This is a genomic window from Streptomyces sp. NPDC017676, assembly GCF_044329325.1.
Taxonomy (GTDB): Bacteria; Actinomycetota; Actinomycetes; order Streptomycetales; family Streptomycetaceae; genus Streptomyces.
The window spans coordinates 381781-403402 of record NZ_JBIRJA010000009.1; the positions used below are offsets into that span (position 1 = coordinate 381781).

The window sequence follows — 21622 nt, forward strand, 5'->3', positions numbered from 1 at the left end:
GGTCGATATGCCTGATTCCCCTCATGGAGACCACGGCCGTCCCCCGACCCGCGCGGAGCGCTGGGCGGCGTTCAAGGCATCCCCTTTCCTCCCCGCCACCGTCCTCCTGTTGATCATCGCCGTCGCGGCCGGCTTCTTCGCCGGGTCCTACACGTACGCCATGGCGAACCCGACCCCGCGCAGCATCCCCGCGGCGGTGACCGGCGCCTACGACCAGCCCGCGGCCCGGCGGTTCGTCACCGGCATGGAGAAGGCGCTCGGCGCCTCCATGAAGCTGCGGCCGTACGGCAACCGGGAGGACGCGGTACGGGCGGTGGACCAGCAGAAGGTCTTCGCGGTGGTCGACGCGCCCGCCGGTGGCCGGACGATCACCCTCGACGTGTCGGGGGCGTCCGGGGCGACAGTGGCGCAGGTGCTGGGGGAGGCCGCGCTGAAGGTCGGCAAGGCCACCGGCATCACCGTGGTGCTCCACGACCTGAAGCCTTTGCAGAAGGGCGACCCGAGGGGCCTGGCCATCTTCTACATCTCCCTGGCCGCCGTGATCATCGGTTTCGTCGGCGCCATCCAGCTCAGCGTGCACGCGTCGGCGCTGAACCCGCTGGAGCGGATCTGCTTCACCGTCGCCTATGCCCTGCTCGGCGGGTTCTCGATCGCGGCGGTGGTGGACTGGCTGCTGGGGGCGCTCCGGCTGCCGTTCGTGGAGTCTTGGGCGATCCTCGCCTTCACCATGTTCACCTCGGGCATGGTGTTCACGATGTTCAACACCCTGGTCGGGCGCTGGGCCATGCTGCCGACGTGGGGGCTGATGGTGCTGCTGGGCAACCCGTCGTCCGGCGGTGCCGTCTCCTGGCCCCTGCTGCCGTCCGTGCTGGGGACGATCGGCCGCTGGCTGCCGCCCGGCGCCTCGGTGAACGCCCAGCACACGGCGGTGTACTTCCGCGGCAACCAGCACCTGTTCCCGTTCCTGGTGCTGGCGGGCTGGGCGGTCGTCTCCTGCGCGGTCTTCCTGACCTGGCGGCACCGCCATCCGGGCGGCAGACCGCGCCGGCCGGCCCACGCGGCCTAGGGAGTGCGCTGGGCGGGCGGGGCCGGCGGGGTGGCCTCGGTGTGCCGGCGGGCCTGCCCCTCTCCGAGGGCGATCGACTTCGCGGTGTTGGAGACGGCCTTGATGCCCAGGTAGGCGGTGGTCGTGCTGCTGACGGCCGTGAACGCGGCGGTGAGGATGCCGACGATCACCGCTTTGTCCCCGTCGAGCTGCCACACGCCGAAGACGGCGACCGCGGCGATCGCCAGGTTGCTGACGACGACTGCGAGCAGCCCGTACCGGGCCCGGTCCTTCTCCAGCTCGGTGTCCTGCATGGCTCTGCCCTGGTCCCGGCCCATGTCTCCCCCGCCCCCTGCGCACCACACGCGATCAGCGCTGAACGTAGCGCCGACCGGGACCGGTGCCAAGCGACCTGGATCCTCCATGCAAGAAGCCCCTCTCCGCTAGCGACAGAGAGGGGCTTCTTGCGCCCTGGTGGGGGCGGTTGTGGCTGGGGCCGGGGTCGAACCGGCGACCTTCCGCTTTTCAGGCGGACGCTCGTACCAACTGAGCTACCCAGCCACGGTGTTTCACGTGAAACACCAGCGGTCCTGACGGGATTTGAACCCGCGGCCTCCACCTTGACAGGGTGGCGAGCACTCCAAACTGCTCCACAGGACCAAGCTTGTGTGCAACAGTGTCGCACACGGTATTGCGTGCCCCCAACGGGATTCGAACCCGTGCTACCGCCTTGAAAGGGCGGCGTCCTAGGCCGCTAGACGATGAGGGCTATCGGCCCGCCTGGGCGCTTCTCAGCGCGTCGGGGACGTGAGAAGCATATGGGATGGCGAGGGGTATCGCCAAAACGGTTTACGGCGAGGTGCTGGGAGCGGTCGGTGAAGGGGAGTGCGAGGTACCGGTGGCGCCGGGTTGGTTCTCGTCCGCCAGATGGCGGCTGACCTCGGCAGTCGTGAGTCCCAGGCCGCCCAGTTCGATCGCGTCCCAGGCCTGGAGCCTGCGGCTGTCCCGGTCGAAGTAGAGGATCGAGGCCTCGATAGGGGCCGGGTACGTGCGTTCCACGGCCCGCAGCCCGCTGCCGCCGGTCGAGCCCTCCATGCGCAGCCGGGTGCCGTACCGCAGCAGCTCCGTCCCCTCGTGGTGCAGATGCCCGCAGAGCACCAGCGGCACCGTGCCGTCCGTCTCCCGGGCGGCGGACGGCTCGTGCGCGACCGCCACGTCGACGGGGGTGCCGGCCGTCCGCTGATCGCGCAGGGCACTGGCCAGCCGGTCGCCCGCCAGCTGCTCGGACGCGGCGCTGCCTGGCGCCGTCGAGCGGTCGGGGGTGAACTGCGGATCACCGATGCCCGCGAACCGCAGGCCCGCCACCGTCTCCGCCCGCCCGTCGTCCAGGACGTGCACGTTCTTCATGCGCTCCAGGTAGCGCTGGGTCGTCCGCGAGTCATGGTTGCCGCGCACCCAGACGTACGGCGCGCCCAGGTCCCGGATCGGGTCGAGGAAGCCGTTCTCCGCCGCCGTGCCGTGGTCCATCGTGTCGCCGGAGTCGACGATCACGTCCACCTTGTACTGCTCCACCAGTGAGCCGATGATCTTCCAGCTCGCCGGGTTGAGATGGATGTCCGACACGTGCAGGACGCGGATGGTGGAGGGGTCCGGCCGGTAGGCGGGGAGGGTGGACGTGACGTCGTAGAGCTTCGTCACGTTCGTCACCAGGCGTGCCAGCTCCTTCTGGTAGACGTCGAACTCCGTGACGATGCTGCGGGCGTTGCCGACCACGGACGGCGCCGAGCTGAGCAGTCCGGAGAACCGCGGCTCCAGGACGGACTTCGGGTTCCAGGTGGCGTACGCCGACGCGCCCGAGGCGGCCAGCAGGGCCAGGGCCAGTCCGCCGGCGGCCACGGCCCGGCGCGGGCGCCGGTACACGGCGAGGCCGAGGGCCGTGGCCCCGGAGACCACGGCGACGCAGGAGCGCACGGCCAGGTCCAGCGTGCCGTGCTCGACGTCCCGGGTGACCTCGTCCTGGAGACCGGAGAGCCGCTCGGGGTGGTCGACCAGCGCCTGCGAGCGGAGCGGGTCCAGCTGGTCGACGTTCACGTCCAGGCGGACCGGCGCCACGTGGCTGTCCAGGCTGAGCGAGCCCAGCGGGGACACGTTGATCTTCGTGCCGCCGCTGAGGGAGGGGCGCAGCGCCATCGTCGTGTCCATCGGGCCGACCGGGGCCCGGACGTTGCCGACGATCAGCAGGCCCAGCCAGGCGCCGACGAGGACGACCGTGCTGAGCCCGAGGGCGCGCAGCCAGGGGTTGGGGCGGTCGGCGAGTTCCAGGGCGGGGAGGGAGCGGGGGCGGGCGGGGCGTGGGCGGTTCGGGGTCCGGTTCAGCATGGTGCTCAGGGCTGCGACGGGGACGCGGGCCATTGGTGCCGTATGCCCACGTCCCCTGGTGGATATGCGGCGGTGATCCCGGACAATGACCCTGTGCTGGAGATGACGCGCGAGGAGTTCGAGGAACTGGTCGCCGAGGCGCTCGACCGGATTCCGCCGGAGCTGACGCGGCTCATGGACAACGTGGCCGTGTTCGTGGAGGACGAGCCGCCCGCCGACGACCCCGAGCTGCTCGGGCTGTACGAGGGCACCCCGCTCACCGAGCGGGGCGAGTGGTACGCCGGTGTCCTGCCGGACCGGATCACCATCTACCGCGGGCCCACGCTCAGGATGTGCGACAGCCGCGAGGACGTCGTCGCGGAGACCGAGGTCACCGTGGTCCACGAGATCGCCCACCACTTCGGAATCGACGACGCCCGACTCCACGCCCTCGGCTACGGCTGAGCACGGTGCGCGCCCCCCGGGGGGCCGGTTCGCGCGTGCTGGACGCCGATGAGGGCGGGGCCGGGCGTGGGTCCGTGGGTGGGGGCGGATGACCGTACGGGTGGCGTGGGTTCGTGGGCTGGGCGTCCCTGACTGTGCGGGTGGGCGGGTTCCCGTGGGCTGGGCGCCGGTGACCGTGCGGGTGGGCGGGTTCCCGTGGGCTGGTGGGGATCGAGTCGTGCGGGCGGGTGCGGGGCTGTGTGCCGGGGGACCGCGTGGGCGCTGGGGGCGATGCGGGCGGGGCGCGTGTCCTCTTGTGGGCGGCGGGAGTTGGGGAGGTTGACTTCTTTCCTTGCCCCCGGAGGTGGCCGCCGTGCGCCCCTTGTACGTACCCGTCCGTCTCGCCGCCGCGGTACTGGCCGTCACCGCCGCCGCCGGCTGTGTGAGCGTGGGCGACGACGCCGGCCGGGCCCGGCCCTCCCACTCGGCGGGGCAGCGCGGCGGCGAGGTGCCCGACGGCGGTCCGGTGGCCGGCGGGGGCGGCTTCGCCGCGGAAGGCGGTGGGGCCGCCGGTGACGGCAAGCACGGGCACGGCGGCAGGGCGAAGCGGGGGAAGAAGGGCTCGGCGTCGGCCACCCCGTCCGCCGCGCGCAGCGCCTCCCACGCACCGGCCGAACCGGGCGGGACCGCCGAGCCCGGCGAGCCGGGGCCGACGGACGCGCCGCCGACGCCGCCCGTGACCTCCGCCCCGCCCGAGCCGCCGGCCTCCACTCCGCCGCCGCCCGTCACCGAGCCTCCGTCGGCCGAGCCGTCCTCGTCGGCCCACGAGGAGACGGGCCCGCAACTGGTCCAGCGGGAGCCGGCCCCGGCGGCGGGCGTGCCGGCGTAGAGGCGTGCGCGCGGTCGGGCCGGGGCCACTGCCTTCCGTCACCGTGGCCGGCGGCTGGTGCGGTGGGAAGCCGAGTGTGAGCTGTGCCTCTGCGGCTCGGTTTGCCTTCGGGGGTGGTAGGTGCGTATGGTGGTAGATCGTTTGATCCCATTTGCCCGGCGCCACCACAGAGCGCGCCGTGTGGCGCGTACTCTCCTTTGCCGTGGCGGACCGCATTGAGGCGGTCGTGAGCGATTCACGGAGTTGACGGGCGCGTGCCGAAGAGACTCCGGAAGGTTTCGCATTCGCATGTCCGTGTCCAGCACTGACCAGATCGTCGTGTCCGAGAACGAGATCGAGATCGAGAACACCACCGAGATCGAGAACGCCCTCGTCGACGAGACGACCGAGGTCACCGAGGCCCCCGAGGCCGCTGACACCCCCCAGACCACCTTCGCCGACCTCGGCCTCCCCGAGGGCATCGTGCGCAAGCTCGCACAGAACGGCGTGACGACCCCCTTCCCGATCCAGGCCGCGACCATCCCGGACGCCCTGGCCGGCAAGGACATCCTCGGCCGTGGCCGCACCGGCTCCGGCAAGACCCTCTCCTTCGGTCTGCCGACCCTGGCCCAGCTGGCCGGCGGCCGTACCCAGAAGCACAAGCCCCGCGCGGTCATCCTCACCCCGACCCGTGAGCTGGCCATGCAGGTCGCCGACGCCCTCCAGCCGTACGGCGACGTCCTCGGCCTGAAGATGAAGGTCGTCTGCGGCGGCACCTCCATGGGCAACCAGATCTACGCCCTGGAGCGCGGAGTCGACATCCTCGTCGCCACCCCGGGCCGGCTGCGCGACATCATCAACCGGGGCGCCTGCTCCCTGGAGGACGTGCGGATCGCCGTCCTGGACGAGGCCGACCAGATGTCCGACCTTGGCTTCCTGCCCGAGGTCACCGAGCTGCTCGACCAGGTCCCGGCCGGCGGCCAGCGCATGCTCTTCTCCGCCACGATGGAGAACGAGATCAAGACCCTCGTCGACCGCTATCTGAACGAGCCGGTCCTGCACGAGGTGGACGCGGCCCAGGGCGCGGTGACGACCATGTCGCACCACATCCTCATCGTGAAGCCCAAGGACAAGGCGCCGGTCACCGCCGCGATCGCCTCCCGCAAGGGCCGCACGATCATCTTCGTCCGCACCCAGCTGGGCGCCGACCGCGTCGCCGAGCAGCTCCGCGAGGCCGGCGTGAAGGCCGACGCGCTGCACGGCGGCATGACCCAGGGCGCCCGTACCCGCACCCTGGCCGACTTCAAGGACGGCTACGTCAACGTCCTGGTCGCCACCGACGTCGCCGCCCGCGGCATCCACGTCGACGGCATCGACCTGGTCCTCAACGTGGACCCGGCCGGCGACCACAAGGACTACCTGCACCGCGCGGGCCGTACCGCCCGTGCCGGCCGCACCGGCACGGTCGTGTCGCTCTCCCTCCCGCACCAGCGGCGCCAGATCTTCCGCCTGATGGAGGACGCCGGCGTCGACGCGGCCCGCCACATCATCCAGGGCGGTGCCGCCTTCGACCCGGAGGTCGCCGAGATCACCGGCGCCCGCTCCATGACCGAGGTCCAGGCCGAGTCCGCCGCCAACGCCGCGCAGCAGGCCGAGCGCGAGGTCGCCCAGCTCACCAAGCAGCTGGAGCGCGCCCAGCGCCGTGCGGCCGAGCTGCGCGAGGAGGCCGACCGGCTGGTCGCCCGGGTCGCCCGCGAGCGCGGCGACGACCCGGAGGCGGCGGTGGCGGAGGCCCAGGCGACGGCGGCGGAGCAGCTCGCCGTGGCCGAGGAGCCCGCGGAGCGCGAGACCGAGCGCGAGGAGCGGCCGGCGGCTTCGGCGCCGTACGAGCGCCGGGAGCGGCGCGGCTTCGACCGTGACCGTGGCTTCGAGCGCCGTGACGAGCGCCGGGACGACCGGGGTGGCCGTTCCTTCGAGCGCCGCGACGACCGGGGCGAGCGCCGTCCGTTCGACCGCGACCGTGACCGGGAGCGTGGTTTCGAGCGTCGTGACGACCGTCGGGACGACCGGGGTGGCCGTTCCTTCGAGCGCCGCGACGACCGGGGCGAGCGCCGTCCGTTCGACCGCGACCGTGACCGGGACCGTGGTTTCGAGCGTCGTGACGACCGTCGGGACGACCGCGGTGGCCGTGGCTTCGAGCGCCGTGACGACCGCCGGGACGACCGTGGTGGCCGTTCCTTCGAGCGTCGCGACGACCGGGGCGAGCGCCGTCCGTTCGACCGCGACCGGGGTGGCCGTTCCTTCGACCGCCGTGACGACCGGGGCGGCTTCCGCCGGGACGAGCGCGGTGGCCACCGGGGCAGCGACCGTCCGTTCAACCGTGACCGCCGTGACGACCGCCCGGGCTTCCGCTCCGCCGGCCACGACCGCCCCTACGGCCGTCGTGACGACCACCGCGGCACTGGCTCCTTCGGCCGCCGCGAGGACAAGCCGCGCTGGAAGCGCAACGGCTGACACGCCATCGGCCGACACTTCGTCGGCCGGCACACCGGTGACTGACGCCGAGTGAGACAGGGCGAGGGCCCGTACGACACCGTTCGTACGGGCCCTCGCGCGTACCCGGGCCATCGATTTCCGGTCACCGAGTGACGCATGTCACGCTCCCAGGGAGGGAATTGCTGGGGGCATGACAGATGACGTGAGCGCCGGTGGCCTGTCGGACGAGGAACGGCTGGCCCAGCTCGGCTACACCCAGGTCCTCGCCCGCCGCATGTCGGCGTTCTCGAACTACGCCGTCTCCTTCACGATCATCTCGGTGCTGTCCGGCTGCCTGACCCTGTACCTCTTCGGCATGACCACCGGCGGTCCCGCGGTGATCACCTGGGGCTGGGTGGCGGTGGGTCTGATGACGCTGTTCGTGGGCCTGTCGATGGCCGAGATCTGCTCGGCCTACCCGACCTCGGCGGGCCTGTACTTCTGGGCGCACCGCCTGGCGCCCCCGCGTTCGGCCGCGGCCTGGGCGTGGTTCACGGGCTGGTTCAACGTGCTGGGCCAGGTGGCGGTGACCGCCGGCATCGACTTCGGCGCGGCCTCCTTCCTCGGCGCCTGGCTGAACCTCCAGTTCGGCTTCCGGGTGACCCCCGGCCGCACGGTGCTGCTGTTCGCGGCGATCCTCCTTCTGCACGGTCTGCTGAACACCTTCGGCGTCCGGATCGTCGCGTTCCTGAACAGCGTGAGCGTGTGGTGGCACGTCCTCGGCGTCGCGGTGATCGTCGGCGCGCTGGCGCTCGTCCCGGACCACCACCAGTCGGCGTCCTTCGTCTTCACGCACTTCGTCAACGAGACGGGCTGGGGAAGCACACCGTACGTGGTGCTCCTGGGTCTCCTGATGGCGCAGTACACCTTCACCGGCTACGACGCCTCCGCCCACATGACCGAGGAGACCCACGACGCGGCCACCGCGGGCCCGAAGGGCATCGTCCGTTCCATCTGGACGTCGTGGATCGCGGGCTTCGTCCTCCTGCTGGGCTTCACGTTCGCGATCCAGTCGTACGACGGGGCCCTCACGTCCCCCACCGGCGCGCCGCCCGCCCAGATCCTCCTGGACGCCCTCGGCGCCACGGCCGGCAAGCTCCTGCTGCTGGTGGTGATCGGCGCCCAGCTCTTCTGCGGCATGGCCTCGGTCACCGCCAACAGCCGCATGATCTACGCCTTTTCGCGGGACGGCGCGCTGCCCTTCTCCCACGTCTGGCACACGGTCAGCCCGCGCACCCGGACCCCGGTGGCGGCGGTGTGGCTGGCCGCGCTCGGCGCTCTCGCCCTGGGCCTGCCGTACCTGATCAACACGACGGCCTACGCGGCGGTGACGTCCATCGCGGTGATCGGCCTGTACATCGCGTACGTCATCCCGACCTTCCTCCGCGTCCGCAAGGGCACCGCGTTCGGCCCCGGCCCCTGGCACCTGGGCCGCTGGTCCCGTCCCATCGGGGTGATCTCGGTGACCTGGGTGCTGGCGATCACCGTCCTGTTCATGCTGCCGCAGGTCTCCCCGGTCACCTGGAAGACGTTCAACTACGCCCCGGTCGCCGTCCTGGTCGTCCTCGGCTTCGCGGCGACCTGGTGGCTGGCCTCGGCCCGCCACTGGTTCCTCACCCGCCGCCCCGCCCCGGCTCCCATCCCGGCCGAAAAGTAACCATCCCCCCGCACCGGCGTCATCCGACGTGGCCGTGTCCCCGATACCCGATCGGCGACGCGGCCTCGTCCGGCTATGCTCGGACAGGCAACATCGCACGGGCCGTTAGCTCAATTGGCAGAGCAGGGGACTTTTAATCCCTTGGTTGTGGGTTCGAGTCCCACACGGCCTACCGCCCGCGGGCCCCGGGGGTCACCCCTCCGGCCCGCGGCACAGCGCCCGGGACGGCTTCGGCCGGCTCGGGCGCTGTCGCGTTCCCGGGGGCCGCTGTCGCCGCCGCGCCTGCGCCGGCCCCTCCGCTGTCAGTACCGCTGCGCCTTGGCCAGTTCGGCGGTCAGATGCGGCTCGGGGGGCTTGTGACTGATGGCGTAGCGCTCCGCCTTCTGCCCCGGCTTCACGTCCTGCGACCCCACGACGACGGTCTCCACGACCTTGCCGTGGGAGTCGCTGAAGTTCACCTGGACCGCGAACGACGCGGGTTTGTCGGTGCGGTTGGTCATCGTGACGAGGAGAGCGCGCACGTTGTGGGTCTGGGACAGCGGGACGCCCGTCATGGAGACGTCCTTCGTCGCGTTGCCCCGCCCCTTCACCTTGGCGAGCTGCTTCTGGGCCTCCGCGCGGGCGCGTTCGGCGTCCGCGGCCACGGATGCCTCGAACTCGTCCGCGCGGGCGGAGGCCGACGAGGCCGCGGCGGAGGCGGAGGCGCTGGCCTGCGCCTTCTGCGACTCCGCCCAGGACGACATGCCGGACGGCACGGTGCCGGAGAAGTTCGACGTGGCGGGCGCGGTCGGGGTGGAGGTGCCGGCCCCGCCGCTGCCGTTGCCGTTGCCGTTGCCGCACGAGGCGACGGCGAGCACACCGGTGAGCGCCGCGCCCACGCCGTACACGACCGGTCTCAGGCGTGGGCGTGCGGTGCGGGACGACGCGGCGTCCTGGCCGGGCACGTTGGGTTCCGACACGGCGACCTCCACGGTGATGCGGGCACGGGGCCAGTCCTGGTACAGACCAGAACCATGGTGATACGAGGTGAGGTAATCCGCGATCCGGAGCAAAGTGGTGATGTTCTTCCCATATCGGTCATACGAGCCAGAAGGACGCCATGTCGCAGGTAGCCACCACCGAAGCCGACCGGCAGGACCTCCCGGCCGCCAAGCTGTCGCTGCTCACGTTGGCGGCCATGGTCGTGGGGTCCATGGTGGGGGCCGGGGTCTTCTCCCTGCCGCGCCGCTTCGCCGAGGAGACGGGCGTCGCGGGCGCGCTCATCGCCTGGGCCGTCGCCGGTGCGGGCATGCTGATGCTGGCCTTAACCTTCCAGCTCCTGGCGGTGCGCCGGCCGGACCTCGACGCCGGTGTGTACGCCTACGCCAAGGCGGGCTTCGGCGAGTACATGGGCTTCTTCTCGGCGTTCGGCTACTGGGCCAGCGCCTGCGTCGGCAACGTGACGTACTGGGTGCTGATCATGTCGACGATCGGCGCGGTCTGGCCCGGCCTCGGCGAGGGGAACACCGCCCTGGCCGTCGTCCTGTCCTCGGCCGGGCTGTGGGCGTTCTTCTGGATCATCCGGCGCGGGGTGAAGGAGGCCACCGCGATCAACAAGATCGTCACCGTGGCGAAGCTCGTGCCCATCCTGTTCTTCGTCGTCCTCGCCCTGGTGTACTTCAGGCCCGGTGTCTTCGCGGCCAACTTCCACGGCGCGGACTACGCCGGTTCCCTCTTCAGCCAGGTCCGCGGCACCATGCTGGCCACGGTCTTCGTCTTCCTCGGCGTCGAGGGGGCGAGCGTCTACTCGCGGCACGCCAGGCGCCGCTCCGACGTGGGCAAGGCCACCGTCCTCGGCTTCCTCAGCGTCTTCGCGATCTTCGCCTCGGTGACGATCGTGTCCTACGGCATCCTTCCGATGGGTGACATCGCCGGCCTGCGGCAGCCGTCCATGGCCGGGGTCCTGGAAGCGGCCGTCGGGACCTGGGGCAAGGCCTTCATCAGCGTCGGGCTGATCGTCTCCGTGCTCGGTGCCTACCTCGCCTGGACGCTGATGGCGGCGGAGGTCCTGCTCGTCGCGGCCAAGGACGACGACATGCCCCGCTTCCTGCGGCGCCTGAACCCCGTCGACGTGCCGGTGCCCGCCCTGTTCATGACCTCGCTGCTCACCCAGGTGGTGCTGGTGGTCACCGCCTTCTCGGACGACGCCTTCGACTTCGCCCTCGACCTGACCAGCGCGCTGTCCCTGATCCCCTACCTCCTGGCGGCGGCCTTCGCCGTCAAGACCGGCGTCCGAGCCGACACGCTCACCGTCGGTGGCCGGACGTCCGGGCGCGAACTCGCCGTCGCCGCCCTCGCCACGCTCTACACCGCGTTCCTGCTGTTCGCGGCCGGCCTGAAGTTCGTCCTGGTCTCGTTCATCGTCTACGCGCCCGCGACCGTCCTGTTCGTGATGGCCCGCCGTGAACAGGGCCGGCGGCTCTTCACCGGACGCGAACTCGTCGTCCTCGCCGTCTCCGTCGCCGGGGCCGTGCTCGGCCTCGTCGCCCTCGCGGTCGGCTGGATCAGCCTCTGACCGGCCTCCACCGCTTCGTCCCGCGCACCCGCATGCTCCCAGGGAGGTCACCATGACCGGCAACGCCACCGCTCCCCAGCCCGCCCTGGGCGTCCACTCCGAGGTCGGCCGGCTGCGCCGGGTACTGGTGTGCGCACCCGGCCTGGCGCACCGGCGTCTGACCCCCAGCAACGCCGACGACCTGCTGTTCGATGACGTGATGTGGGTGGAGAACGCCCAGCGGGACCACGCCGACTTCGTCGCCCGGCTGCGGGAGCGCGGGGTGGAGGTCATCGAGCTGCACGACCTGCTGGCGGCGACCATGGCGCTGCCCGAAGCGCGGGCCTGGCTGCTGGACCGGAAGATCACCGCCAACCAGGTCGGCATCGGCCTCATCGAGGGCACCCGCGCCTACCTGGACTCCCTGGAGCCGCGCCGCCTCGCCGAGTACCTCATCGGCGGGCTCGCCACCAGCGACCTGCCCGCGGACTTCCGCTCCGGTCACCTGGCGCTCGTCCGCGAGTCCACCGGCGCGCGCGAGTACCTTATGCCGCCGCTGCCCAACACCCTCTACACCCGGGACACCACCTGCTGGCTGTACGGCGGCCTCACCCTGAACCCCCTGTACTGGCCGGCCCGGCACGACGAGACCCTGCTGATGAAGGCGGTCTATTCGTTCCACCCCGACTTCAAGGGCTCCACCGTGTGGTGGGGCGACCCCGAACTCGACTGGGGCGAGGCGACCTTCGAGGGCGGCGACATCATGCCGGTGGGCAACGGGGTCGTCCTCATGGGGATGAGTGAACGCACCTCCCGCCAGGCCATCACCCAGGTCGCCGCCGCCCTGTTCCAGCGGGGCGCCGCCCGGCACGTCGTCGTCGCCGGCATGCCCAGACTGCGCGCGGCGATGCACCTGGACACGGTCTTCACCTTCGCCGACCGGGACCTGGTCACGCTCTATCCCAGGATCATGGACTCGGTGCACACCTTCTCCCTGCGCCCCGGTGACCAGCCGTCCGGCGTCGACGTCATCGACGAAGGGACCACTCCGTTCGTCGACGTCGTCGCCAAGGCGCTCGGTCTGCCGGAACTCCGTGTCGTGGAGACGGGCGGCGACGTGTACGCCTCCGAGCGCCAGCAGTGGGACAGCGGCAACAACGCCGTGGCGGTCGAACCCGGCGTGGTCTTCACCTACGACCGCAACACGCAGACCAACGCCCTGCTGCGCCGGGCCGGGATCGAGGTCGTCACGATCGTCGGCGCGGAGCTGGGCCGTGGCCGCGGCGGCGGCCACTGCATGACGTGCCCGCTGCTGCGGGACCCCGTGGAGTTCTGAACCCGCCGGCTCCCTGTCCGGGTGCGCCGGGCGTACTCATGGCACCGGTCGCGAAGAGGGGGGTACTAGCCCGCCGTCAGCTCGGTCAGCCCGGTCAGCTCGGACAGCGGCAGGGTGTGCTGGGTCTGGAGCACCTTCGCGCGCAGGTAGCGGACGTTGTGGGCGGTGGTGAAGACACCGGTCGGCACCCGGTCCCGTACCGCGATCCCCAGCGAGCGGAGCTGTTCGGCCTTGTCGGGGTTGTTGGAGAGCAGGTCCAGCTCGGTGATGCCGAGGGCGCCGAGCATCTGGGCGGCGGCCGTGTAGTCGCGGGCGTCCTCCGGCAGACCGAGGGCGGCGTTCGCCGCGTAGGTGTCGAGCCCCTCGTCCTGGAGGGCGTACGCGTCGAGCTTGTTGTAGAGGCCGATGCCCCGGCCCTCCTGGCGGAGGTAGAGCAGGACACCGCCGCGCCCGGCGATGCGCTCGACCGCCTCGCGCAGCTGCGGTCCGCAGTCACAGCGGGCCGAGCCGAAGACGTCCCCGGTCAGGCACTCCGAGTGCAGGCGCACCAGCGGGACCGGGCCGGGCTCGCCGAGGACGACGGCGAGGTGTTCCCGGCCGTCGGTGAGGCCGTGGAAGGTGACGAGTTCGGCGTCGGCGCCGTAGCCGTCGGCGAAGCGCAGTGGTACCCGGACGCGGGCGCGCGGGGTGGCGGCGGGGATGTCGGGCATGCGGGTCCTCCCGGACAGTTGCTTCAGATTTGAAGCAGCGGTTCGCTTGGACCCTACTCCTGCTTAAAAGTTAAAGCAATCATCGGCCCCGGCGGCCCGGCCCGCTCAGGAGGACGCCGGGGGCGACGAGCAGGACGAACGGCGCCGCCACGGGACGTCCTCGGCGCCGGACTCGTCGCCCTCGCCCTGCAGCCCGCGCGCGATCCCCGTGCAGATCTCCTCCAGCTGCCCCACCTGCTCCGGGGTGAGCCGGTCGAACAGGGTGCTGCGGACCGTCTCGACATGCCCGGGTGCCGTACGCTCCAGGACGGCCGTCCCCTCGTCCGTCAGCACGGCGAGCGAGCTGCGCTTGTCCCAGCGGCAGTTCTCCCGGCGCACCAGGCCGTCCCGCTCCAGCCGGGTCACCACGTAGGTGAGCCGGCTGCGGGTGATCTTCAGCGTCTCGGCGAGATCGGTCATGCGCAGCCGCCGGTCGGGGGCCTCGGAGAGGTTGGCCAGCACCGAGTAGAACAGGTGGGGCATGCCGCCCTCCTGCTGGAGCTGCCGGTCGATGGCGTCCTCCAGGAGCCGGGAGGCGGCCATGTAGGCGCGCCAGGCGCGCTGCTCCTCGGGGGTGAGCCAGCGGGTCGTCATGCCGCCAGTGTAAGTTGTTTAAAACTTGAACCAAGCCCGTCCGCCCGGACGAGTCCGTCCGCCTCCGGAAGAGAGGGCGCCGATGCCCCTGCCGTACGTGCTGCTGTCCGCCGCCGTCTCCCTCGACGGCTACCTGGACGACACCGGCCCCGAGCGCCTGCTGCTGTCCAGCCCGGCCGACTTCGACCGGGTCGACGCGGTACGGGCCTCGGTCGACGCGATCCTCGTCGGCGCCGGCACGATCCGCGCCGACAACCCCCGCCTGCTGGTCAACTCCGCCGAGCGGCGCGCGGCCCGGGTGGCGCAGGGCAAGCCGGAGTACCCGCTGAAGGTCACGGTCACCGCCACCGGCGACCTCGACCCGGACGCCAACTTCTGGCACACCGGCGGCGACAAGATCGTCTACACCACCGACCAGGGCGCCGAGCGGGCCGCCCGCCGCCTCGGACGCACCGCAGACGTCGTCCCGCTCGGCCCCGACCTGGACTGGCGGGCCCTGCTGGAGCACCTGCACGACGTGCGCGGCGTCGGCCGTCTGATGGTCGAGGGCGGCGGCACGGTCCACACCCAGCTCCTGCACCAGGGCCTCGCCGACGAACTCCAGCTGGTCCTCGCCCCGCTCTTCGTCGGCGATCCGGTGGCACCCCGCCTGTTCGGGCCGGGGGCCTACCAGCCCGGACGGCTGCGCCTGCTCGACACCCGCCGGATCGAGGACGTCGTGCTCATGCGGTACGTGCCCACGGCGCCCGGCGCCGGGGCGGTCGCCACCGCCGCCGACCGCCACTGGCTGCGGACCGCCTGTGAACTCGCGGCGCTGTGTCCGCCGTCGGAGACGGCGTTCAGCGTCGGCGCGGTGGTGGTGGCCGCCGACGGCACGGAGCTGGCGCGGGGATACTCCCGTGAGGGTGCCGATCCGGTGGTGCACGCGGAGGAGGCGGCGCTCGCGAAGATCGATCCCGCCGACGCGCGGCTCGCCGGCGCCACGGTGTACAGCAGCCTGGAGCCCTGTGCCCGGCGTGCGTCCCGGCCGGCTCCCTGCGCCGAGCTGATTCTCCGGGCCGGGGTGCGGAGGGTGGTCACCGCGTGGCGTGAGCCGGACACGTTCGTGGCGGGGGCCGACGGAAGCGGGGTTCTGGTCGTCGGGGGCGCGCAGGTCGTCGTGCTTCCCGAGCTGGAGGAGCTCGCCAAGGCGCCGAACGCCCACTTGCTGTGAGCGCCCGCCCGTCCGCCGGCGGAGCCTGGTGGGCGGGCGCGGGTGCGTTGTGGCTGGTCGCGCGGTTCCCCGCGCCCTGACGGGGCACGGCGGCGGGCCGGAAACGACTCAGGGCCCGGAATCCGCTGGATTCCGGGCCCTGAGTCTTCAGTAGCGGGGACAGGATTTGAACCTGCGACCTCTGGGTTATGAGCCCAGCGAGCTACCGAGCTGCTCCACCCCGCGTCGTTGTGACTCCAGTGTACGCCATGCGCGGGACCGCTCGCACACCCCTTTCGGCCCACACCGGTCGCCGCCCGCCCCGGGGCCGGGAAACCTGGAGGTACGTCGGACAACCGGGAGACACGCGGTGCGCCCTGGAAAGGTGGAGGAGAGCCCGTACGCCAGGGCGGGCGGCCGGCTCCCCGGCGACCCCGTGCCCGACCCGGGCCTCGGCGACGAACCGGTGCCGGTGCGTGCCCGCCGCCGTCCGAGCCCCCGTGCCCTGGCCCGCGCCCTGCCCGCCCTCCTCCTCGTCTGCGGTGTCCTGTACGGCCTGCTCGCCCCGGACGACTTCACGGCCGTCCCGTTCTTCACCGCGGCCCCGCTGGCCGCCGCACCCTTGTCGGCGCTGCGCACCACCGTCCTGACCGGCCTCGCCTCCCTCGCCGCCGCCTACGCCGTGCACACCGACGCCGGGGTCCACCCGGCCGTGGGCACCCTCACCGACGTGGTCACCGTCGCGACGGTCGCCCTGCTGGCCGTCGCCATCAACCGGGTGGTCCGCCGGGGCGACCGGCGGCTCGCCTCCGCCCGGGAGATCGCCGAGGCCGCCCAGCGGGCCGTCCTGCCGGAGCCGGACGAGCGGATCGGCGGCTACGAGATCGCCGCGTGCTACGAGGCCGCACGGCAGGACGCGTTCATCGGCGGCGACCTGTACGCGGTGCAGGACAGCCCGCACGGCGTCCGGCTGGTCGTCGGGGACGTGCGCGGCAAGGGCATGGGCGCGGTCGCCGCGGTGGCCGTGGTGATCGGCGCGTTCCGGGAGGCGGCCGAGCAGGAGGCCACGCTGGAGGCGGTCGCCGAGCGGCTGGAGCGGGCGCTGGCCCGCGAGGGCACCCGGCGCGACGGGATCGACGCCTTCGAGGGGTTCACCACCGCGGTCCTCGCCGAACTCCCGCACGGCGACGGCGTCGTACGGATCGTCAACCGCGGTCATCCGCCACCGCTGCTGCTGCACGCCGACGGCACCCTGCGCGCGCTGGTCCCCGCGGAGCCCGCGCTGCCGCTCGGCATGGGCGATCTCGGCCTGTGGCCGGACCGGGCCACCGAGACCGCCTTCCCGAGCGGCGCGACCCTGCTCTTCCACACCGACGGCCTGTCCGAGGCCCGGGACGCCCACGGCCGGTTCTACGACCCCGAACGGCGGCTCGCGGGGCGCACCTTCCCCGGCCCGGCCGCGCTGGTCGGCCGGCTCGCCGAGGAGGCGCGCCGGCACTCCGGGGGCGGCATGACCGACGACATGGCGCTGCTCGCCGTACGCCGGTCCTGAGCGTCACCGAAGGTGACCGGGCGAGCGCCGTGCGCATAACATCTGAGTCACCATCAAAACCAAAAGTGACTGCTGAACGGAGCCGATGCCCGGTCAACTCGCCCGTTTTGCCGGTGTAGTGGCCGATAACTCCGCCGGTAAAGACGTGACTGATCAAGCCGAACGGCTTGGAAAGTGACTGGCAGGTCTATTAACGTTCGATAACGCAGCGCGGTCGTCACAGCCGTCACAAGAGGCGGCTCCGTGCGCACGCGCCGAATCCCGCGAGGGAGCCGGGGAACCACCACCCTGGGGTGAATCACGCGGATGCCGCCGTGAACTCACGGAGTCCACGACCGGTATACGCGCGTAGGAGACCTTCCTGCTCCGAACCCGTCAGCTAACCCGGTAGGCGAAAGGAAGGAAAGGAGTACGCCCGCGTGGCGTCCAACCGGTCTGTCCCAGAAGCCCCGTTCATACCGGCACAGCGCGAGCCCGAGACCTTCGGGTACGGCGCCTACCACGCCGAGGAGGGCCCCTGGGAGGAGTGGAACCCCACCGAGGAGTCCGTCGCCCCGGTGCGCGGCCGGCATCGCGTCGCCAAGCAGCGCGGCGGCTTCGCGCGCAGCTCCACCGTCCTGGGCGTCGGCGTCATGGCCGCGGTCGGCGCGGGCGGCATGGCCAGCGCCAACACCGGCAAGCCGCCGGTCTCCATCTCCCTGCCGGACCTGCCCTCGGTCGGCTCCCTCTTCCACGACGACTCCGCCGACCCGCAGCCGGCCGAGGCCGCCACGGCCACGCTGAGCACCGTCGGCGTGACCACGGCCGCCGGCGAGGACAGCGCCGACGCGGGCGAGGCGCTGCGCAACCGGATCATGGCCCAGGCCGAGCAGCAGCAGGGCCAGGCCGAGAGCAAGGCCACCGCCGCCGCGGTCGCCGCCGCCGAGAAGCAGAGCGCCGACGCCGCCGCCCAGGCCGAGAAGGAGGCCGCCGCCAAGGCCGCCGAGGCCAAGGAGAAGGCGGAGGCCGCCGCCGCGAAGAAGGCCGAGGAGGAGCGACTGGCGAAGCTGGCCGCGCAGTACACGCTGCCCACCTCCTCGTACACGATCACCTCGACCTTCGGCCAGGCCGGCGGGATGTGGTCCTCCGGCTACCACACCGGCCTCGACTTCGCCGCCCCCACCGGCACCCTGATCAAGGCGGTGCACAGCGGCACGATCACCGAGGCGGGCTGGGCCGGCTCCTACGGCTACCGCACGATCCTCACCCTGGACGACGGCACCGAGCTGTGGTTCTGCCACCAGTCCTCGATCAGCGTCTCCGTCGGCCAGAAGGTCACCACCGGCGAGGTCATCGGCCGCGTCGGCGCCACCGGCAACGTCACCGGGCCGCACGTCCACATGGAGGTCCACCCCCACGGGCAGGCCACCGGCATCGACCCGATGGCGTGGCTGCGCGACAAGGGCCTCAACCCCTGACGGTCCCGTCCCGCGCGGGAACCTCTGCGGGAACTTGGCGAGAACTCCGCCCCGGCGGTGGGATGCGATCACCCACCGCCGGTGTTGACATGACGTATGACGTCACTTCGTAAACTCGGTTCCTCCGACCTTGAGGTCTTCCCGCTCTCCCTGGGCGGCAACGTCTTCGGCTGGACCGCCGACGAACAGACCTCCTTCGCCGTCCTCGACGCCTACACCGCCGCGGGCGGCAATTTCATCGACACCGCCGACTCCTACTCCGCCTGGATCGAGGGCAACCAGGGCGGCGAGTCGGAGACGATCATCGGCAAGTGGGTCAAGGCCCGCGGCAACCGCTCCGAGGTCGTGATCGCCACCAAGGTCAGCCAGCACCCGGAGTACCAGGGCCTGTCCGCCGCCAACATCAAGGCCGCCGCCGACGCCTCCCTGCGCCGCCTGGGCACCGACCACATCGACCTCTACTACACCCACTTCGACAAGCCCGAGGTGCCGGTCGAGGAGATCATCGGCGCGCTGGACGAGCTGGTGAAGGCCGGGAAGGTGCGACACATCGCCGCCTCCAACATCAGCCCCGAGCGGCTGCGGGCCTCGCTCGACTTCTCCGACCGCGAGGGCCTCGCCCGCTACGTCGCCCTCCAGCCGCACTACAACCTGGTCTCCCGGGACACCTACGAGGGCCCGCTGCAGGACCTCGTCGCCCGCGAGGGCCTGTCCGCCGTCCCGTACTTCTCCCTCGCCTCGGGCTTCCTCACCGGCAAGTACCGGCCCGGCAGGAGCGTCGACAGCGCCCGCGCCGAAGGCGCCCGGAAGCACGCGGAATCCGAGCGCGGCCAGAAGGTCCTCGCGGCCCTGGACGAGATCGCCGCGGCCCACGAGGCCCCGGTCGCCACGGTCGCCCTGGCCTGGCTCGCCGCCCAGCCCACGGTCACGGCCCCGATCGCCTCGGCGAGGACCGTGGAACAGCTTCCGGCGCTGCTGGGGGTCGCGGAGCTGAAGCTGACGGACGCCGAGGTGGCCCGGCTGACGGAGGCGTCGGCCTAGCCCGTCCCACCCCGCGACGGCGCGGCCCGGCGGTGCCGAAGCACCCCGCCGGCCCCCTGACTACGTCCGGTACGGGTTGTACGCGGGATACGGCACCGCCGCGTACCCGTACGGCGCCGCCCCCCAGTACACCGGGGCGGGAACGGACGCCCGGCTCGCGTACTCCAGCGCGGGCCGGGCGACCGCCCTGCGCTTCCACAGCTCGTCCAGCAGCTCCCGCTCCCGGACGACGAAGTCGGGGCCGGCCTTACCCTTCCGCCCCCGGTGCCGCAGGAACGCCAGCGAGGTCGCGTACGCCTCGTACCGGGCCACCTCGCGTGCCGCCTGGCGCCCGTGGTGGTGCCGGGCGTAGTCCCGGGCCATCCGGCGCGCCCGCATCGACCCGAGCGCGAACGGCTCGGCCGGCCCCAGCCACCCGGCCAGCACGTACGTGGGCAGCTCCGCCCGCACGGTCCGCAGCTCCCGCTGCCGGGTCCAGATCGCGAGCCACGTCACCACCGCGAACGCGGGCACCATGAAGGCGCCGTAGACGGCGAAGAAGCCGTACTCGCCGAAGGTGGAGGAGCCGTTCCAGAAGGCGTGCATGCCCATCGCGAGCAGCAGCCCGCAGAACGGCAGCAGCACCCGCCGCGCGTGCTGCCGCTCGGCGGACAGCGCGGCGACGCCGAAGCCGATGCCGGTGAGGACGGTGAACAGGGGGTGCGCGAACGGGGACATCACGATGCGCACGAAGAAGGTGGCGGCGGTGACGGAGGCGATGCCGCGGTCGCCGGTGAGCTGGTCGGTCCCGAAGGCCGTACCGAGGTAGAGGATGTTCTCGGTGAACGCGAACCCGGTGGCGGTGACGCCCGCGATCACCACCCCGTCCACGATCCCGGTGAAGTCACGTCGGCGGAAGAGGAACACCAGCAGGACGGCCGCGGCCTTCGCGGACTCCTCCACGATGGGGGCTATCACGGTCGCGCCGAGCGTGTCGGCACTGGCCGGATCCGCGGTCGAGGTGGCTATCCACTTGGTCGCGAAACTGTTGGCCACGATGGCGATCAGCGCCGCCGCACAGGCCCCCCAGGCGAAGGAGAAGACCAGGTTCCGCCAGGGGCCCGGCTCCACCCGGTCCAGCCACCGGAAGGCGGCCATCAGCCAGGGCACGGGCAGCACGGCCAGCCCCAGACCGACGAGGAAGCCCTCCGTGCCGGTCTGCCGCCGTACGAGCGCGAGGATGACCAGGCCGGACAGGGCCAGCAGGGAACTCAGTGCTCCGTACCGCACCCACCTGCGCTGCCACCAGTGCGGGTGGCGGAGCACACCGTCGCCGGGGCTCGGGGGACACGTCGGAAACGGAGGACTGGTGGCCACGGCATCGACCCTAACGGTGGCGGGACGAGGGGCTGGAACGGATTACCGGTCCTGCTCAGCGGTGCTGTGCGGGACGCGCCGGAACAGCAGGTCGTTCACCACATGTCCCTTGTCCAGTCCCTGTCCCTCGAAACGGGTCAGTGGCCGGAACTCAGGGCGTGGCGCGAAACCGCCGTCCGCCTGGGTGTTCTCGAAGTCGGGGTGGGCGCTGAGCACATCCAGCATCTGCTCGGCGTACGGCTCCCAGTCGGTCGCGCAGTGCAGGAGCGCGCCGGGCCTCATCCGGGACGCGGCGAGCGTCAGGAACTCGGGCTGGATGAGCCGCCGCTTGTGGTGCCGCTTCTTGGGCCAGGGGTCGGGGAAGTAGACGCGCAGCCCGTCCAGCGCGTCCGGGCGGAGCATCTCCCGGAGCAGGATGATCGCGTCGCCGTTGCCCACCCGGACGTTGGACAGACCGCTGCGGTCCGCGAGACCCAGCAGGTTCCCCTGGCCGGGGGTGTGCACGTCGACGGCCAGGATGTTGGTGTCCGGGTCGCCCGCGGCCATCCGCGCGGTGGCCTCGCCCATCCCGAACCCGATCTCCAGGACCACGGGCCGGTCGTTGCCGAACAGCTCGCCGAGGTCGATCACCCGCTGCCCGTCGATGTCCAGCCCCCACTTGGGCCACAGCCGCTGCAACGCGTCGGCCTGCCCGGCCGTCACCCGGCTCCGCCGCGGCTGGAAGCTGCGGATCCGCCGCTCGAAGTGCGACCCGGCCGGATCGGCCTTGGGCCCGTCGGGAAAGCGCGGCTCGCCCTTGGCCCGGGTGTGCCGGACGGGGCCACCGGGGCTGTGGGGGGCCGGGGACGGGGCGGGGGCGTTCAGGGAGTCAGACACAGTACGACCGATTTTACGGGTGCCGACGG

At 72.0% G+C, this 21622-nt stretch carries 18 protein-coding genes, 5 tRNA genes and 1 riboswitch; of the genes, 12 read left to right on the top strand and 11 right to left on the bottom strand.

The genetic code is table 11. The annotated features are described in order from the left end of the window. The first annotated feature begins 7 nt into the window (after positions 1-7). Positions 8-1066, top strand: coding sequence for an ABC transporter permease (locus ACH4LD_RS22175; RefSeq protein WP_398054947.1), 1059 nt, complete (start codon positions 8-10; stop codon positions 1064-1066). Here ACH4LD_RS22175 and ACH4LD_RS22180 read toward each other — a convergent pair. The 5 genes from ACH4LD_RS22180 to ACH4LD_RS22200 form a co-directional block, all read right to left on the bottom strand. After that, positions 1063-1383 carry a hypothetical protein gene (locus ACH4LD_RS22180; protein WP_398054948.1) on the bottom strand — a complete coding sequence of 107 codons (321 nt, stop codon included), beginning with the start codon at positions 1381-1383 and terminating at the stop codon, positions 1063-1065. The genes ACH4LD_RS22175 and ACH4LD_RS22180 overlap by 4 nt on opposite strands. 149 nt (positions 1384-1532) lie before the next feature. Further along, positions 1533-1606 (bottom strand) — tRNA-Phe (locus tag ACH4LD_RS22185). 24 nt (positions 1607-1630) lie between these two features. Continuing rightward, positions 1631-1705: transfer RNA gene (locus tag ACH4LD_RS22190), tRNA-Asp, on the bottom strand. 36 nt (positions 1706-1741) lie between these two features. Further along, a tRNA-Glu gene (locus ACH4LD_RS22195) sits at positions 1742-1814 on the bottom strand. 80 nt (positions 1815-1894) lie between these two features. Further along, on the bottom strand, positions 1895-3457 hold the full coding sequence (locus tag ACH4LD_RS22200) for a metallophosphoesterase (protein ID WP_398054950.1): 1563 nt from the start codon (positions 3455-3457) through the stop codon (positions 1895-1897). Positions 3458-3517: 60 nt separating this feature from the next. Between ACH4LD_RS22200 and ACH4LD_RS22205 the strand changes: the two genes are divergently transcribed. The 5 genes from ACH4LD_RS22205 (at position 3518) to ACH4LD_RS22225 (ending at position 9079) form a co-directional block, all read left to right on the top strand. Then, entirely contained in the window at positions 3518-3868 is a 351-nt protein-coding gene (locus ACH4LD_RS22205; RefSeq protein WP_030657012.1) for a metallopeptidase family protein, read from the top strand. 352 nt (positions 3869-4220) lie between these two features. Continuing rightward, the gene (locus ACH4LD_RS22210; protein ID WP_398054951.1) at positions 4221-4736 is read left to right on the top strand and encodes a hypothetical protein; all 516 of its coding nucleotides are present in this window, start codon (positions 4221-4223) and stop codon (positions 4734-4736) included. A 288-nt stretch (positions 4737-5024) separates the two neighbouring features. Continuing rightward, positions 5025-7229 carry a DEAD/DEAH box helicase gene (locus ACH4LD_RS22215; RefSeq protein ID WP_398054952.1) on the top strand — a complete coding sequence of 735 codons (2205 nt, stop codon included), beginning with the start codon at positions 5025-5027 and terminating at the stop codon, positions 7227-7229. Positions 7230-7401: 172 nt separating this feature from the next. Beyond that, the gene (locus ACH4LD_RS22220) at positions 7402-8907 is read left to right on the top strand and encodes an amino acid permease (RefSeq protein ID WP_398054953.1); all 1506 of its coding nucleotides are present in this window, start codon (positions 7402-7404) and stop codon (positions 8905-8907) included. A gap of 99 nt (positions 8908-9006) precedes the next feature. Then, a tRNA-Lys gene (locus ACH4LD_RS22225) sits at positions 9007-9079 on the top strand. A gap of 130 nt (positions 9080-9209) precedes the next feature. Here ACH4LD_RS22225 and ACH4LD_RS22230 read toward each other — a convergent pair. Then, positions 9210-9866, bottom strand: a complete 657-nt coding sequence (locus ACH4LD_RS22230) for an FxLYD domain-containing protein (protein WP_398054954.1) — start codon at positions 9864-9866, stop codon at positions 9210-9212. Positions 9867-10006: 140 nt separating this feature from the next. Between ACH4LD_RS22230 and ACH4LD_RS22235 the strand changes: the two genes are divergently transcribed. Together ACH4LD_RS22235 and ACH4LD_RS22240 are read left to right on the top strand one after the other, a co-directional pair. Next, positions 10007-11461, top strand: a complete 1455-nt coding sequence (locus tag ACH4LD_RS22235) for a basic amino acid/polyamine antiporter (RefSeq protein WP_398054955.1) — start codon at positions 10007-10009, stop codon at positions 11459-11461. A 52-nt stretch (positions 11462-11513) separates the two neighbouring features. Then, positions 11514-12776 (top strand): arginine deiminase, encoded by a 1263-nt coding sequence (locus ACH4LD_RS22240; protein ID WP_398054956.1) that lies wholly within the window; start codon positions 11514-11516, stop codon positions 12774-12776. A gap of 65 nt (positions 12777-12841) precedes the next feature. Here ACH4LD_RS22240 and ribA read toward each other — a convergent pair whose 3' ends face one another. Next, entirely contained in the window at positions 12842-13486 is a 645-nt protein-coding gene (ribA, locus tag ACH4LD_RS22245) for a GTP cyclohydrolase II (RefSeq protein WP_398054957.1), read from the bottom strand. A 105-nt stretch (positions 13487-13591) separates the two neighbouring features. Beyond that, a complete protein-coding gene (locus ACH4LD_RS22250; RefSeq protein ID WP_398054958.1) occupies positions 13592-14119 on the bottom strand; it encodes a MarR family winged helix-turn-helix transcriptional regulator in 528 nt (175 codons plus the stop codon). An 82-nt stretch (positions 14120-14201) separates the two neighbouring features. Here ACH4LD_RS22250 and ACH4LD_RS22255 point away from each other — a divergent pair, with 82 nt between their 5' ends. Continuing rightward, the gene (locus ACH4LD_RS22255; RefSeq protein WP_398054959.1) at positions 14202-15332 is read left to right on the top strand and encodes a dihydrofolate reductase family protein; all 1131 of its coding nucleotides are present in this window, start codon (positions 14202-14204) and stop codon (positions 15330-15332) included. Between the two features lie 151 nt (positions 15333-15483). Here ACH4LD_RS22255 and ACH4LD_RS22260 read toward each other — a convergent pair. Then, positions 15484-15557: transfer RNA gene (locus ACH4LD_RS22260), tRNA-Met, on the bottom strand. A gap of 124 nt (positions 15558-15681) precedes the next feature. Between ACH4LD_RS22260 and ACH4LD_RS22265 the strand changes: the two genes are divergently transcribed. From ACH4LD_RS22265 to ACH4LD_RS22275, 3 genes are all read left to right on the top strand, one after another. Then, positions 15682-16863, top strand: a complete 1182-nt coding sequence (locus ACH4LD_RS22265) for a PP2C family protein-serine/threonine phosphatase (protein ID WP_398054960.1) — start codon at positions 15682-15684, stop codon at positions 16861-16863. Between the two features lie 242 nt (positions 16864-17105). Then, a riboswitch (cyclic di-AMP (ydaO/yuaA leader) is annotated at positions 17106-17271 on the top strand. An 11-nt stretch (positions 17272-17282) separates the two neighbouring features. Next, complete coding sequence (locus ACH4LD_RS22270) at positions 17283-18320, top strand: M23 family metallopeptidase (RefSeq protein WP_398054961.1); 1038 nt, start codon at positions 17283-17285, stop codon at positions 18318-18320. A 96-nt stretch (positions 18321-18416) separates the two neighbouring features. Then, positions 18417-19361: an aldo/keto reductase gene (locus tag ACH4LD_RS22275; RefSeq protein WP_398054962.1), complete on the top strand. Its 945-nt coding sequence runs from the start codon at positions 18417-18419 to the stop codon at positions 19359-19361. Positions 19362-19421: 60 nt separating this feature from the next. Here the strand turns inward: ACH4LD_RS22275 and ACH4LD_RS22280 are convergent, their stop codons facing one another. Beyond that, positions 19422-20717 (bottom strand): PrsW family intramembrane metalloprotease, encoded by a 1296-nt coding sequence (locus ACH4LD_RS22280; protein WP_398054963.1) that lies wholly within the window; start codon positions 20715-20717, stop codon positions 19422-19424. Positions 20718-20759: 42 nt separating this feature from the next. Then, entirely contained in the window at positions 20760-21593 is an 834-nt protein-coding gene (gene trmB / locus ACH4LD_RS22285) for a tRNA (guanosine(46)-N7)-methyltransferase TrmB (protein WP_132785032.1), read from the bottom strand. Positions 21594-21622: the final 29 nt, after the last annotated feature.